This window comes from Nitratidesulfovibrio sp. HK-II (assembly GCF_003402415.2).
Classification (GTDB): domain Bacteria; phylum Desulfobacterota; class Desulfovibrionia; order Desulfovibrionales; family Desulfovibrionaceae; genus Cupidesulfovibrio.
Genome location: NZ_AP036014.1, coordinates 1,769,965 through 1,784,281, shown reverse-complemented (window position 1 = coordinate 1,784,281; position 14,317 = coordinate 1,769,965). Strand labels below are relative to the sequence as shown.

At 67.0% G+C, this 14,317-nt stretch carries 12 protein-coding genes; 5 read left to right on the top strand and 7 right to left on the bottom strand.

The features are described 5' to 3' along the window. Positions 1 to 6: 6 nt before the first annotated feature. The 3 genes from RVX_RS07160 to RVX_RS07150 form a co-directional block, all read right to left on the bottom strand. Positions 7 to 1,032 (bottom strand): threonine aldolase family protein, encoded by a 1,026-nt coding sequence (locus RVX_RS07160; RefSeq protein ID WP_116305320.1) that lies wholly within the window; start codon positions 1,030 to 1,032, stop codon positions 7 to 9. Between the two features lie 115 nt (positions 1,033 to 1,147). After that, a complete protein-coding gene (locus RVX_RS07155; protein WP_116306434.1) occupies positions 1,148 to 2,350 on the bottom strand; it encodes a glycosyltransferase in 1,203 nt (400 codons plus the stop codon). Between the two features lie 240 nt (positions 2,351 to 2,590). Continuing rightward, positions 2,591 to 3,220, bottom strand: coding sequence for a hypothetical protein (locus RVX_RS07150; protein WP_230404456.1), 630 nt, complete (start codon positions 3,218 to 3,220; stop codon positions 2,591 to 2,593). A gap of 423 nt (positions 3,221 to 3,643) precedes the next feature. Between RVX_RS07150 and RVX_RS07145 the strand changes: the two genes are divergently transcribed. Genes RVX_RS07145 through ybeY form a run of 3 tightly spaced genes read left to right on the top strand, consistent with a single transcriptional unit; the run spans position 3,644 to position 7,691 of the window. Continuing rightward, entirely contained in the window at positions 3,644 to 4,639 is a 996-nt protein-coding gene (locus RVX_RS07145) for a PhoH family protein (RefSeq protein ID WP_007522364.1), read from the top strand. Then, positions 4,608 to 7,193 (top strand): HD family phosphohydrolase, encoded by a 2,586-nt coding sequence (locus RVX_RS07140; protein WP_230404454.1) that lies wholly within the window; start codon positions 4,608 to 4,610, stop codon positions 7,191 to 7,193. The genes RVX_RS07145 and RVX_RS07140 overlap by 32 nt, the downstream gene beginning before the upstream one ends. Before the next feature lie 6 nt (positions 7,194 to 7,199). Continuing rightward, on the top strand, positions 7,200 to 7,691 hold the full coding sequence (gene ybeY, locus RVX_RS07135) for an rRNA maturation RNase YbeY (protein WP_116305317.1): 492 nt from the start codon (positions 7,200 to 7,202) through the stop codon (positions 7,689 to 7,691). A gap of 99 nt (positions 7,692 to 7,790) precedes the next feature. Here the strand turns inward: ybeY and gatB are convergent, their stop codons facing one another. From gatB to RVX_RS07115, 4 genes are all read right to left on the bottom strand, one after another. After that, the gene (gene gatB / locus RVX_RS07130) at positions 7,791 to 9,221 is read right to left on the bottom strand and encodes an Asp-tRNA(Asn)/Glu-tRNA(Gln) amidotransferase subunit GatB (protein WP_116305316.1); all 1,431 of its coding nucleotides are present in this window, start codon (positions 9,219 to 9,221) and stop codon (positions 7,791 to 7,793) included. Positions 9,222 to 9,418: 197 nt separating this feature from the next. Continuing rightward, positions 9,419 to 10,087: a DUF4254 domain-containing protein gene (locus RVX_RS07125; RefSeq protein ID WP_116305315.1), complete on the bottom strand. Its 669-nt coding sequence runs from the start codon at positions 10,085 to 10,087 to the stop codon at positions 9,419 to 9,421. A 22-nt stretch (positions 10,088 to 10,109) separates the two neighbouring features. Then, complete coding sequence (locus RVX_RS07120; RefSeq protein WP_116305314.1) at positions 10,110 to 11,855, bottom strand: hypothetical protein; 1,746 nt, start codon at positions 11,853 to 11,855, stop codon at positions 10,110 to 10,112. Positions 11,856 to 12,157: 302 nt separating this feature from the next. Next, a complete protein-coding gene (locus RVX_RS07115; RefSeq protein ID WP_116305313.1) occupies positions 12,158 to 13,009 on the bottom strand; it encodes an NAD(+)/NADH kinase in 852 nt (283 codons plus the stop codon). A 245-nt stretch (positions 13,010 to 13,254) separates the two neighbouring features. On the opposite strand from RVX_RS07115, the gene RVX_RS07110 reads away from it, so the two are divergent. Next, positions 13,255 to 13,881: a D-sedoheptulose 7-phosphate isomerase gene (locus tag RVX_RS07110; RefSeq protein ID WP_116305312.1), complete on the top strand. Its 627-nt coding sequence runs from the start codon at positions 13,255 to 13,257 to the stop codon at positions 13,879 to 13,881. Between the two features lie 176 nt (positions 13,882 to 14,057). Next, positions 14,058 to 14,294 carry an FmdB family zinc ribbon protein gene (locus tag RVX_RS07105; protein WP_116305311.1) on the top strand — a complete coding sequence of 79 codons (237 nt, stop codon included), beginning with the start codon at positions 14,058 to 14,060 and terminating at the stop codon, positions 14,292 to 14,294. The last annotated feature ends 23 nt before the right edge of the window (positions 14,295 to 14,317 follow it).

The window sequence follows — 14,317 nt, the reverse complement described above, 5'->3', positions numbered from 1 at the left end:
CCCTCCCTACCCCAGCGCCTTCACGGCGTCGGTGAATGCCCGCACGTCTTCCTCGGTGGTGTCGAAGCTGGTCATCCAGCGCACCTCGTGCAGCACCGGGTCCCATTCATAGAAGTAGAAATCCTGCTGCAACCGGGCGATGTGCTCGGGCGAGAGGCGCGCGAACACCGCGTTGGCCTCCACCGGCCGGGTGATGGTGACGTGGGGCAGGCCGCGCAGGCTGTCGGCCATCAGCCGGGCCATCTGGTTGGCGTTGCGGGCGTTTTCCAGCCACAGGCCGTCGTGCAGCATTTCGATGAACTGCGCGGCGATGAAGCGCATCTTGGAAATGAGCTGCATGCCCTGCTTGCGGATGAAGTTGAATTCGCGCGACAGTTCGGGGTTGAAGAAGATCACCGCCTCGCCGAACATCATGCCGTTCTTGGTGCCGCCAAAGGACAGCACGTCCACGCCCGCGTCGCGGGTAAGTTCCGCAAGGCTCACGTCCAGCGCCGCCGCCGCGTTGGCCAGCCGCGCGCCGTCCATGTGCAGCAGCATGCCGTTGGCGTGGGCGAAATCGGCCAGGGCGCGCACCTGCGCCGGGGAATACACCGTGCCAAGCTCCGTGGACTGGGTGATGGAAATGACCCGGGGCTGGCTGTGGTGGAAGTTGCCGATCATGTGCAGCAGCGGCACCACGTCCATGACCCGGATGCGCCCGTCGTGCGAGGGGATGACCTGGAGCTTCGACCCGGTAACCGATTCCGGCGCGCCGCATTCGTCCACGTTGATGTGCGCCACGTCCGCGCAGACCACCGAATGCCACGGCCGGGTCACGGCGCGCAGCCCCAGCACGTTGGCAGCCGTGCCCAGAAACACGAAGTACATGTCGATGTCCGGCCCGAAGTGCTGGGCGAATACCTCTTTCGCCTGCTCGGTGTACGGGTCCTGCCCGTAGGGGCGGGCCTGCCCGGCGTTGGCGCGCTCCATGGCGGCGAGAATGCGCGGGTGCACGCCCGAGGTGTTGTCGCTGGCGAAACTCTTGAGGCTCACTGGTGTGTCTCCTGCTCTGGCTCTTGCGTGGCGGAGCGGCGTGGGCGGCCCCGCCCGTGGTGCATGGTGTGGCGGCGCGGACGCGCCGTCGGGATGGGGAAATATGTGGCGGACGTCAGGCCCCGCGCGCGTGGTCAGGGGTGTCTGGGGTGTCAGGACCATTCAGGCGGCAGGCGCCTTGCCACACGCCGCGGCACACGTCCCGATAGACGGCAAGGGTGCGGTTCAGAAAGTCCGCCCGGTGCAGGCTGGCGATGCGCAGACCACAGGCGTCGCGCAATATTTCCAGCCACGGCGGGCTGTCCATGGCGTGGGCGATGGCCCCAGCCATGGCCGCCGCATCGCCCGGCGGAACCAATGCGCCGTGGGGCAGAAGGTCGGGCATGACCCCCACGGTGGTGGACACCAGCGGCCTGCCGCAGGCCATGATCTCCAGCGCGGCGCGGGCAATGGTTTCCGACCACAGCGAGGCCACCACCCCAAGGTCCATGGCCGAGATGCACGCCGCCACGTCGGGCCGCTTGCCGGTGATCACCGAACTGTCCTCGATGCCCGCCTCGCGCAGCCAGCCGCGCACCGTGGCCTCGGGCGTGGCGGAATCGAACCCGGCCAGCATCAGCCGCAGGCTCTGACGGGGCGTGCCGTCCCAGCGGCCCGCGCGCAGCCCCGCCACCGTCTCGATGAGTTCGCGCTGGCCCTTCACCGCGTCGAACCGGCCCAGCAGCCCCACCACGAAATCGTCGTCCGTCCAGCCGTATTCGGCGCGCACGCGGGCGCGGCCCGCCGCGTCGAAGCGGAACACGGCCTCGTCCACCCCGCCGAGAATGGTATGCACCCGGTCTGCGGGCACGCCCATTTCATGGATGAAGTGCCCGGCCATCACCGAGTTGGTGGCAACGACCGCATCGGCCACGCGGGTGTGCAGGAACAGGTTGGGCCGGTTGCCTTTCGGCAGGCGCTGGTCGCCGCGCGTGCGCACCAGCCCGAAGCGGTGCGGCCCGCGCGCGTGCAGCGCCTTCAACAGGCCCCACAGCACGAAGGCTTCCCCCCGGTGGCAGTTGACCACGTGGGGGCGAAAATCGCGCACGATGCGGTGCAGCGAGCCGTACAGCCCGGCAAGGGTGACGGGATTGGCGGCATTCAGCGGCAGGGGGATGGGGTCCAGCCCCCAGGCGCGGGCGCGCTCGAAGGATTCGGTGCCCGCAAGGCCCAGCACCAGGGTTTCGTGCCCGGCCTCGCGCAACAGGCGGGCCAGCATCATGCCGTACCACGCCGTGGCGTTGAACCAGCGCACGTTGACCACCTGGATGGTGCGCAACGGCGTGTCGCCCCCCACGGGGGACGGCGCTGCGGCGGGTGCGGCCGCAAGGGTGGCGGGGTCTGGTGCGTTCACGGGCACGTCATGCCGCAATCGCCCGGCAATGACAACCCCCGGCCATTCCGCTCCGCCCGGCTGGCAGGAAAACCTGCGTAGCGGGAAAGCCGCGCGGAATGTCCGGGGGCATGAAATGCATGCAAGGGCATGGGGCCGCACTAGGCGCGCCGCCTGCGCGCCGGGCTACACCCGCGCGCTCAAACCGGCAAGAAACGTGGCCTGCCCCCCCGTAAAGTCCATGATCTGCGAGGACGCGCCGTCCTCGCTCCACCAGGCGCTCATGGCTTCCATCTGCAGACGGGTCTTCACGTCCTGGGCGGAATATCCTTCCGCCTTGCGGGCCTTCTCGAGGTTGGACAACGTCTGGATCTTCTGGAACTTTTTGACCATGTCCGGGTTGTCCTTGAAATATTTCTCTATCTTGGCCTTGTCCTCGCTGTCGGTGATCACCGAGACGCCGCCGGTCTTGTCATTGGTGACCACCCGGAATTCCACGTCCTTGTCCACCCCAAGCTTGGTCAGGTCTTCGCGCACCTTGGCGGAAAACTCCTCCTCCAGGTCCTTGCGGTAGTCCTCCACCATGCTGAAGGTCAGCTTGCCGCTGGCGTTGGGAGAAATTTCCTTCAGCACGGCGGAAAGCTGGCTCAGGTAGTCGAGCGAAAGCCCGGTCACCGTGTTGGACGAAGAGGACGAGGTGGATGAAGAAGAGGCGGACAAGGAGGACGAGCCGCTCTCCGCCTGTTCCTGTGTCTTCTTCATCGAAAGGTCGATGCCGTAGGTGCCGTAACTGCTGTAGATGGACGAGATGGACATGCTGCCTCCGGGGCGGACGATTTTTCCGGGTTCCGCCTTTACACTTCTTAATGCATCGGCCATGCCAGCGCGGACTCACGGCAGTTGCCGTGCCGACATCCATCCCCGCGCTTTCCGGGCGGGCGCGGCCATCCCCGCGCACGCGCATCCGCCAGCGCATACCGCCGCGCCCTAGGCGGTGAAACCATTGGACGCCACGCCGGAAACGGGCTATCGGGGCGGTAACGGACATCCACGCGGCGCGCCCCATCTTCTCGCCATTCGGGCATTTCGCCGCCTAGCCGCAGCCGGGCCAGCGCCCGGCCGGAGCCCTGGCCGCTCCCGGACCGCATGCCGCACGGCGGCGCATCCCGGACCGGCCCGCAGGCGTTCGCCATGCATGGCCCGCAACGCCACTCCGCCCACCACAACCCAGCGAGACTCATGTCGCAAACCACCACCGCCGCCACGCTGGAATTCGACGACGCAGCACTGGCCAACCAGCTGTTCGGCGCGCACAACGCCAATCTTTCCCTGATCGCCGAAAAGTCCGGCGTGCGCCTGGATACGCGCGGGTCCACCGTCACCGTGGAGGCCGAAGACCCCCGCGTGCGCGAAACGGTGCTGAACCTGCTGGCGCAGCTGTACGGCCTGCTGAAGTCGGGCCACCCCGTCTACCCGCGCGACATGGCCTATGCCTACGGCATGCTCGACCGCGACCCCTCGGCCGACCTGCGGCGCATCTTCCGCGATGCGGTGTTCGTGGTTTCCCCCCGCAAGACCATCACCCCCAAGACCTTGAGCCAGCGCGACTACGTGGCCGCCCTGCGCGAAAACGACATGGTCTTCGCCGTGGGCCCGGCGGGCACCGGCAAGACCTATCTTGCCGTGGCCGTGGCCCTTTCCATGCTGCTGGCCAAGAAGGTCAAGCGCATCATCCTCACCCGGCCCGCCGTGGAGGCGGGGGAAAAGCTGGGCTTCCTGCCCGGCGACTTGGTGGAGAAGGTGAACCCCTACCTGCGCCCGCTGTACGACGCCCTGCACGACATGCAGGACTTCCAGAAGGTGTCCGACATGCTGGAGACGGGCATCATCGAGATCGCCCCGCTGGCCTTCATGCGCGGCCGTACCCTGAACGACGCGTTCATCATCCTGGACGAGGCGCAGAACACCACCCAGGAACAGATGAAGATGTTCCTCACCCGCCTGGGCTTCGGCTCGCGCGCGGTGATCACCGGCGACATCACCCAGATAGACCTGCCCGCCTCGGGCAAGGCCGACGCGCTTGCGCGCTCCGGCCTGGTGCACGCCTTGCGCGTGCTTGAAGGCGTCAAGGGCATCCGCTCCATCCGCTTCCATGAAGACGACGTGATCCGCCACCCCCTGGTGGGGAGGATCGTGCAGGCCTATGAACGCCACGAAACAGCAAACTCCCGCTAGACCCAGGGCGCTGACGGCCGAGTTCGTGGCCGCGCCCATCCGCTGGCTGGCCCGGCACCAGGCCGGGCCGGGATTGTTCTTCTTCTGCCTGACCATGGTCGCGCTGGCCGTGCTGGCGGGCGCCAACCTTTCGCCCTCGGTGCGGCTGTTCGTGGCTGGCGAGATCGCCGCGCAAGAGGTGACGGCCGACCGCGACCTGCTGGTGGAAGACCAGCAGGGCACCCGCGCCCGGCGCGATCAGGTGGCCCAACTGCAGCCCGCCGTGTTCGACCTGAGCCGCGAGCCCATCGCGCTGCTGCGCCAGCGCGTGCACGACATCTTCCTGGCCGTGAACCACGCCGACCCGGCCGAGCAGGAACAACTGCGCTGGCAGCTGGCCGAGGCCCTGGGCGCGGAAATCACCGAACGCACCCTGGCCGTGCTGGCCAGCGAAGAATTGCAGGCCCTGGTCACCACCCGCGCCCTGCCGTGGGTGGAATCGCGCCTGGCCGAAGGCGTTTCGGCCGACACGCGCATCGTGCTCCAGTTCAAGGGCGGGGTGTTGCTGCGCGATCTGGCCACCGGCGGCGAAACCCTGCGCACCGATTTGCAGAACCTGCACGACCTGCGGTCCGTGGTTTCGGAATTGAGCCAGAACCTGAAGAACGAAACCAAGGCCTCGCTGGCTGTGCGCCGCACCGCCGTGCTGCTGCTGTCGCCCCTGCTCTCGCCCACCCTTACCCTGAACCGCGAGGCCACCGACGCTCGGGTCGCGGAAATGGCCGGCGCCGTGGAGCCGGTGTTCTACCGCATCCAGAAGGGCGAGGTGGTGGTGCGCCAGGGTGAACGGGTAAGCCGCGAGCAACAGTTGAAGTTGCAGGCCCTGTGGGCGCGCAAGGGCGAAAAGGTGCACATGGCCACCGTGGCCGGGGTGCTGCTGACGTCCCTGCTGCTGGGCACGGGCATGCTGTTCTCGCCCAGCGGGCGCATGGGTTCCGCCGTGCGCCAGAAGGACCTGTTCTTCGTGGCGCTGTTGCTGCTGGTGTTCGCGCTGATGTCCAAGGGCCTGACCCTGCTTGGTCAGCGGGTGCTGGAACAGGGGGGCGGCCTGACGCCCGAGGTGCTGGCCTTCGCCTTTCCCGTGGCCGGGGCGGCGGGCCTTGCCGCGCTGATCTTTTCGGCCCGGCGCTACTGCGTCACCGGGCTCTTGCTGGCTTTCTTCTGCACCGTGCTGGCCGACGGGGGCCTTGCCCTGTTCATGTTCTATTTTCTGGGAGCCATGTGGAACACCTGGCTGGTCACCCGCGCCCAGACCCGCCAGGACGTGGTGTGGAGCATGCTGCCGCTGTGCGCGGGCCTGGGCCTGGTCTGGCTGGGGGCCACCGCGCTGGGCGGGCACGTGGACCCGGCCGCACTGGCGTGGGGGCTGCTGGCCGTGGTGGTCAACGCCATGCTCTCGCTGCTGCTGCTGTTCGCGCTCTCGCCCATCATCGAGCTGTGCCTGGGCTACACCACGCGCTTCAGGCTCATGGAGCTGATGAACCTGGAACAGCCGCTGCTGCAGGACCTGATGGTGGCCGTGCCCGGCACCTACCACCACTCGCTCATCGTCTCGAACATGGTCGAGGCCGGGGCCAAGGCCATCGGGGCCAACAGCCTGCTGTGCAAGGTGGCCGCGCTGTACCACGACATCGGCAAGCTGAGCCGCCCGGAATACTTCATCGAGAACCAGTTCGGCGGGCGCAACAAGCACGACAAGCTGGCCCCGTCCATGAGCGCGCTGATTCTTACCTCGCACGTCAAGAAGGGCGCGGAACTGGCCCAGCAGCACCGCCTGGGGCAGGAGATCGTGGACATCATCGGCCAGCACCACGGCACGCGGGTAATCCGCTACTTCTACCAGAAGGCCGTGAACCTGGGCGAAAACCCGCGCGAACAGGACTACCAGTACCCCGGCCCGCGCCCGCAGACGCGCGAGGCGGCCATCGTCATGCTGGCCGACGCCGTGGAGGCGTCCAGCCGCACGCTGGTGGACCCCACTCCGGCGCGCATCAAGGGGCACATCGACACCATCGTCAAGGGCATCTTCGCCGAAGGGCAGCTTGACGAATCGGAACTGACCTTCAAGGACCTGCACAAGCTGGGCGAGAACTTCCACCGCATCCTCACCGGGTTGTTCCACCAGCGCATCGGCTACCCGGACGCGGCAAAGCCCGGCCAGCCCGACCGCAGCCCAGATCGTGACGCGCCCAAATGCGGCGAGAAGGGCGCGGAAAAGTGCCCCGAAAAAAATGGTGACAGGAACGGAGCCGAGAAAAGCGGACAGGACAGGAGCGGCAAAGCGACCGAAAAGAGCGGCAGGAAGCCCGACGGCCCCTGCCCGGAGTGTCCGCCCTGCCCCGCCTGCAACGAGCCGCAACCGGCCATGCCCTGCTGCTACGGCACGCTGGATGGCGGCAACGGCGACGGCCCGGTGAAGGCGGACGTTCCGCCGAACGCTTCGCCGAACCCTGCACAGGACGCTCCGGAATCCGCCGGGCCCGAGGCGAACGCCAAGCCCGCCAAGCCCGTCTAGGCCGCCATGCTGGTGTTGCGCCGCGCACTCGGCATGGGCTGGATGCTGCCCCTGGCCCCCGGCGAACTGCGCGCCGTGTTCGCGGCCATGCAGGAGGCCACGGGCCTTGCCGGGTGCGCCGTGGAGCTGGACCTGGTGGGCGACGAGGAAATCGCCCGCCTGAATGCCGTACACCTTGGCTGCACCGGCCCCACCAACATCCTGTCCTTTCCCGCCCAAGACGGTGAGCCCGCCATGCCCCCCGTTCTGCCGGAAGACGGTCCGCATGACGGCCCGCATGATGGGGCGGACGAAGCCCCCCCCAGCCATCTGGGCTGGCTGGTGCTGTCGCTGGATACCTGGCGGCGCGAATGCCTGCTGTACGGGCAGGAGCCGGTGGAACACGCCCTGCGCCTTTTGGCGCACGGCCTTGGCCACCTGGCCGGGTACGACCACGGCCCGGAAATGGACGACTTCACCGAGGCCGCGCAAGAGGCCGGGCTGGCGGCCTTGCGCTGAACACGGCTCCCTTCCCCCGTCCCCAAAATGAAGCGGGCGAAGAAACCCTACCGGTTCCTTCGCCCCGCGTTGCGTCTGGCGTCGTTGTCGTTCCGGGGGCTACCCCAGCTTCTTCTGCAGCAGTTCGGTAACCAGGGCCGGGTTGGCCTTGCCCTTGGTCTTGCGCATGATCTGCCCCATGAAGAAGCTGATCAGCTTGGTCTTGCCGCCCTTGTAGGCTTCCACCTCGGCCGGGTTTTCGGCGATGGCCTCGTCCACGGCGGTCTCGATGGCCGAGGTGTCGGAAATCTGCACCAGCCCGCGCTCCTTCACGAAGGACTCGGGCATGGCTCCGCTTTCCAGCAGCTCGCCGAAGATGTCGTTGGCGATCTTGGCGCTGATCAGCCCGGCCTCGACGATGCGCACCAGTTCGCCCAGCGCTTCCGGACGCATGGCGATGGCGTCCACCGTCACCGCGCGCTGGTTCAGTTCGCGCAGCAGCGCGCCCTGCATCATGTTGGCCACCTTCTTGGGCTGGCCGCAGGCCGCCGTGGCCGCCTCGAAGAAATCGGCCAGCGCCCTGTCCGCCGTAAGCACCTCGGCGTCCTGCTCGGACAGGCCGTGCTGTTCCATGAGCCGGGCGCGGCGGGCCTGCGGCAGTTCCGGCAGGTCGGCGCGCCAGCGGGCCAGGTCTTCCGACGCGATGCGCACGGGCATCAGGTCCGGATCGGGGAAGTAGCGGTAGTCGTGGGCTTCTTCCTTGCCGCGCATGGACACGGTGACGTTCTTCACCGCGTCGTACAGGCGGGTTTCCTGCACCACGGCATCGCCGTCCTCCAGCACGTCCTGCTGGCGGGCGATTTCGTACTCGATGGCCCGCTGCACGTTGCGGAACGAGTTCAGGTTCTTCAGCTCCGCGCGGGTGCCGAATTCCTTCTGTCCCTTCGGGCGGATGGACACGTTGGCGTCGCAGCGGAAGCTGCCCTCCTCCATGTTGCCGTCGCACACGCCAAGGTACACCACGATGGAGTGCAGGGCCTTCAGGTAGGCCACGGCTTCTTCCGCGCTGCGCATGTCCGGCTCGCTGACGATCTCGATAAGCGGCACGCCCGAGCGGTTCAGGTCCACGTAGCTGGCGTTGTCGCCCGCCGAGTGGATGTTCTTGCCCGCATCGTCCTCCATGTGGATGCGCGTGATGCCGATGCGGCGCGTCTGGCCGTTCACCGTGATGTCCAGGTGGCCGTGTTCGCAGATGGGCGTCTCGAACTGCGAGATCTGGTAGCCCTTGGGCAGGTCCGGGTAGAAATAGTTCTTGCGCGCGAACACCGAAACCGGGTTCACCGTGCAGTTCACGGCCATGCCCATGCGGGCGGCGTATTCCACGGCGCGGGCGTTGGGCACCGGCAGCACGCCGGGCATGCCGGAGCACACTTCGCACACGTTGGTGTTGGGGGCCGCCCCGAACGCGGTGGAACAGGAACAGAACAGCTTGGACCGCGTGCGCAACTGGGCGTGCACTTCCAACCCGATGACGGCTTCATACAAGGCCATGACGAATCTCCTGAACGGCTTGGATGCAAAGGCAATGCGGGGCTCCGCCCCGCCCCCCGCAAGGGGGCCGCGCCCCCTTGACCCCTTTTTGTGGGGTATGCCCCTACTAAAAAGTTTGGGAGGATGGGGGTCCGGGGGAAGGAACCTTTTCCAAAAGGTTCCTTCCCCCGGTCATTCTCTTCACAATTCTCCCTCTCCTACCCCTTTACGTGCTTGTACAGCTCGGGGTTAAGGCTGGGATCGTTGTACATCTTGAACTGGTAGTAGGCCTTGGGCTGCTTGCGGCCGTCAAGGAACTCGGCGGCCAGGTCCAGCACGGCCTGGGCCAGGTCGGCGCGCTGCTCGCGCAGCACGGCCAGCTTGGCGGCGCAGCGTTCGCGGTGGTCGGGCGCGGCGTCGGTACGTTCGGCCTGTTCTTCCATGTGGAAGACCTTCAGGCTGAGAATGGACAACCGGTCCACGGCCATGCCCAGCGACTCGGTGTTGTGGCGCGGGCGCTCACCGGGGGCGGGCGCGGGCAGCAGCGGGCGCAGCAGCGCCACCAGGCAGGCATCCACCTTTTCCATGTAGTCGTTGCGGCTCTGGTTCAGGCCGTCGATGGTGCGCTTGCACCCGGCGATGACATCCGGCCCGACGTCGGTGCGGCGGGCGGTGTCCTCCACGTGCCACAGGCGGAAGTTCATCAGGTGTTGGGCCAGCACCAGCCGGTGCAGCAGCGCGGCGTCGGCCACGGCATCCGGGGCGTCCGTCACGATTGGCGCGGGCTTGTGCGCCGGGGGTTCGGCCATGTGCCAAGCGGCGGTGGCCTTGTGCTGGGCGTCGAAACAGTCCGTGAGCAGCGCGGCCACGGTATGGGGCGTATGCATCGTGTATCCTTGAAGGCTGCGGTTATCCGCTGATGCCCACGTCGAAGTACTTGCCCACGCCGTATTCGCGGCGGCGGAAGAAGTTGTCCGGCGACGGGCCGATGATCTGGAGTTCGCGGTGCTTCTTCTGCATGTCGAGGGCGATCTGCATTTCCTTGGTGCAGCCGGTGGAGTACGTGGCGTCCTTGCCCGACCACGCCGAGGGCACCTTGCGTTCCTGCAGCGCGAAGCTCGTCTCTATATCCTCAACGGTCTGGAAACGCCAGATGTCGATGAGCCCGCTACGCTGCACCCGCTCCCACATGAACATCAGGTCGTCGCCGTCCATGCCTTCCTCGAAGTGCTCGGCGGGGTTGACGATGAAGGTGGTGTCCAGCTTCTCGCGCAGGTGCCGCACGAAGGCGTCCACCACGGCGATGGCGGTCTTGGTCTGGCCGGGAATGGAGCCGATGATGCAGCTGTAGAACATCACCGCCTTGCCCGCCTGGCGCGCCGCGCGCATGGCCTCGATGATCTCTGCCGCCTTGCCGGCCAGATCCTTTTCGGTAAACTTGCGCACCCCGGTCGCGCGGGGTTTGCAGACGATGTTGCACTGCCCGTCGTCCTCGCCCCAGAAGCACACGATGTCGCGGGTGAACTGGTGGCTGGTGCGCAGAAAGATGTTGTCGGCGCGCCAGCCCTTGGCCATGACCACGTCGCACTCCTTCCAGGACCGGGCAAAGGTGACGCTGGCGCGGTACAGGTTCAGCCGTTCGCGCGTGCCGTCGGAAATGACCACGAAGCGGTGCTCGCGCAGGTGGCGCAGCAGGTCGTTCTTGCTCACCCTGTCGTCGTGCAGCACGAAGGCGGACTCCATCTCCTCTTTCAGCGTGGGGTCGGACTCCACGTCCCAGATCACCGGCGCGTAGAAGAAGAAGCCCTCCTTCAGGGCCAGCACCACCTGGTGGCCCATGCGCAGCAGCACCCTGACGATGGCGAGGTCGAACATGACGCCGCCGTCGCCGTCGCACAGGTACAGGATCTTCTTGCGGGGCTCGGTTTCCGGGCCGAACAGCAGGCGCAGCTGGGCCGAAGGTTCGCCCACCGATTCCATGGCCTGCTCCACCGCAAGCGGCGAGGGGGGACATTCCAGCCACTGGCGGCCGTGCATGGCCACGTGCAGCAGCCGGACAAGTTCGGTCAGGTCCAGTTCCCAGCGCATGTCCACGATGTCGCGGTGCGGGTCCAGCGTGGCCGGGGGGCGACGCAGCAACCGCTGCAACGCGGGGTCTTGCAACAAGGCGCGGGCCTTGCGGTTGGCGGCCTGCTTGCGGCCCACCCACGGGTCTTCCTGGCCGGACTGGGTAAGCACGATGCTGGTCAACCGCTTGACCACCCGCGAGGGGATGGTGGTGTGCTGGCTGATGTGCAGGCGAAAGCGATGGCGGCAGTACTGCATGATGCGCCGCTTGACCTGCTTTTCGATGTGCGTGGCGCTGCGCACCAGGCGCATGATGATGCGCCACGCGCGGTTGTACTGCTTCTGCAGATCCCGTGGCGTCTCTGACGCGCACATGAGGCGGAATGTTTCGTCCGAACAGGGCACGTAGACCTGGTCGTCGGCCAGCGCCACCATGAAGCGCAACTGCTCCGGCGTGGCGATGAGCGTGGGGTTCATGAGGTGTTCGAGATTGTTCTCGGTCATGAAATTGTAGACCCACGCGTCGAAATAGGGGTCCTTGCGCAGGCGGATGTCCCTGACGGCGTCGAACTCGGGCAGCTTTCGCATGGCGACCTCGTGTCGGCGTGCCGGGTGGCATGGCGGGGCGGCCCCCCGGCAAAGGGCCGACGCGGAGAACGAGGCGGGCGGACCGGCGGCGAGCGCGAACGTCTACGGGTGCCGATCGTATTGGGCTTGCTCCAATCCCGACCTTAAGGATTCTCCAAGGGGCTGTTTCCAAATCAGGATTTTCGTTCGTTGGCAAGGAAAACAAGCCTGCCATGAGGGAGCATACTCTTGCCGTATTCGACCGAAATGGCAGGCGACGTTTGACGTAGCCAACGGACGAAAGGACTATTTGGAAATAGCCCCTACGCCTGGTCCTTGATAAACCCCTTGGCCTTCAGCTTGCGGTAGTACGAAAGTTCCTCGATGGCGGCGAACAGCATGCCGCCGGGCGCGCGCTCCACGTGCACCACGTCGCCCGCGCGCAGGGCGTAGCCTTCCTGCCCGTCCTGGGTCAGGTAGACGTCGGTGGTGCGCTCGCGCACCGCCACGGAAAGCCGGGCCTCGCCGGGCAGCACCAACGGCAACAGGTTGTTCAGGAACGGGCAGATGGGCGTCACCGTGTACACCTGCAACTGCGGGTGCACCAGCGGCCCCCGCGCGGACACGGAATACCCCGTGGCCCCGGTGGGGGTGGATACGATGAGCCCGTCGGCGCGCAGTTCGCCCAGCCGTTCCTGTCCCACGCGCAGGTCCAGGTTGATGACCCGCGCGAGAATCCCGCGATTGATGACCACGTCGTTCACCGCGCCGCCGGAATGTACGGTGCGGCCGTCTCGCTCCACGCGAAAGGACAGGGCCAGCCGTTCCTGCACGGTGACGCCGCCGGACAGCAGCCGTTCCAGGCTGGCTTCCCAGCGGGTGGCGGAAACCTCGGCCAGAAAGCCCACCTTGCCCAGGTTCACGCCCAGAAGCGGCACGCCGGTGCCCAGCAGCCGCCGGGCCACGCCAAGGATGGTGCCGTCGCCCCCCAGCACCAGGGCCAGGCTGCACTCCTGCCCGGCCACGGCCTGGGACACGGCGTCGCCCGTGTTCTCCACCACGTGCGCCGCAAGGCCGCGCGCGACGAACCAGGCGCGCATGCGCTCGCCAAGGGCCTCTGCCTCGCGGTGGCCCGACTTGGTGACGATGAGAATGGAACGAAGCGCGGTGTGCATGGAGTGTTCCTAGAGGAAACGGCCCGCGCCTTCAAGGAATAACCGCGAAGGGCGGCGCGGCGGAACCCCGCCCCGAAGGCGCGAAGGGTGGCCCCGCACCCTGCCCACCCCCTGACTTCGCGGGAGTCACGGGCGTTACCGGCGCGCCCCACGGTTGTCACATGCGGCCATTTGGTATACTGCCGAGTGGTTCCGCAACTTCCACGGGCAGCCCGCAGGCCCGCCGCAGAGGTATCCACCGCTCCATGACCGACACCGCCCGTCAGATCGTGCTCGAACACGCCACCGAAGGCGCGAAGCTTCGTGAACGCTATTTCCAGCAGAACGCTGACCGCGTGGTGGAACTGGCCCTGCAGATGGCCCTCACCCTGGCGCGCGGCCGCAAGATACTGTTCTGCGGCAACGGCGGCAGCGCCGCCGACGCCCAGCACCTGGCCGCCGAATTCGTGAACCGGTTCATGATGGAGCGCCCGCCCCTGCCCGCGCTGGCCTTGACCACCGACACCTCGATACTTACCGCCATAGGCAACGATTACGGCTTCGAGCAGGTGTTCCTGAAGCAGGTGCAGGCGCTGGGCCAGCCCGGCGACATGCTGGTGGGCATTTCCACATCCGGCAACAGCCCCAACGTGGTGCTGGCGCTGAAGGCCGCGCGCGACAAGGGCATGGCCACGGTGGGCATGACCGGGCGCGGCGGCGGCGAAATGGCCCCGCTGTGCGACTACCTGCTGGACGTTTCCGACCGACGCACCCCGCTGGTGCAGGAAATCCACATCACCGTGGGGCACCTGCTGTGCCAGCTGACCGACCATTTCCTGTTCGAGAACGTGCTGGCCCTGCAACCGTATCTGGAAGGCCAGACGCCGGGCTAGCCCGCACGTGGTGACGAGCGGGCAGTGCGTCCGGCCAGCCCGGCGCGCTGGTGCACCGGCCCGGCCCCCGTTCCGCCTGAACATATTCCGCCCCGCGCGCACGGCCCCGCATGGTACGGGGCCATCATGCGATACGGCAGGGCTGCCTTTCGCACCGCCTTGGAGGAGACCGCATCATGCCCATCTTTGAATACGAATGTACCGCCTGCGGCAAGAAGTTCGAGGAACTCGTCTTCGGCGACGACGTGCCGCCCTGCCCCGCCTGCGGTTCCGCCCGCACCGAAAAGCAGCTGTCCTGCGCCTGCTTCAAGATGCCCGCGCCCTCGCGCGTGGGGCAGACCGTGACCTTCCCCAAGTCCAACCGCAGCGGCTGCTCCGGGTGTTCTGGGGGCAACTGCTCCACGTGCAGCTAGCGGCCGCATCCGGATTGTCTTTT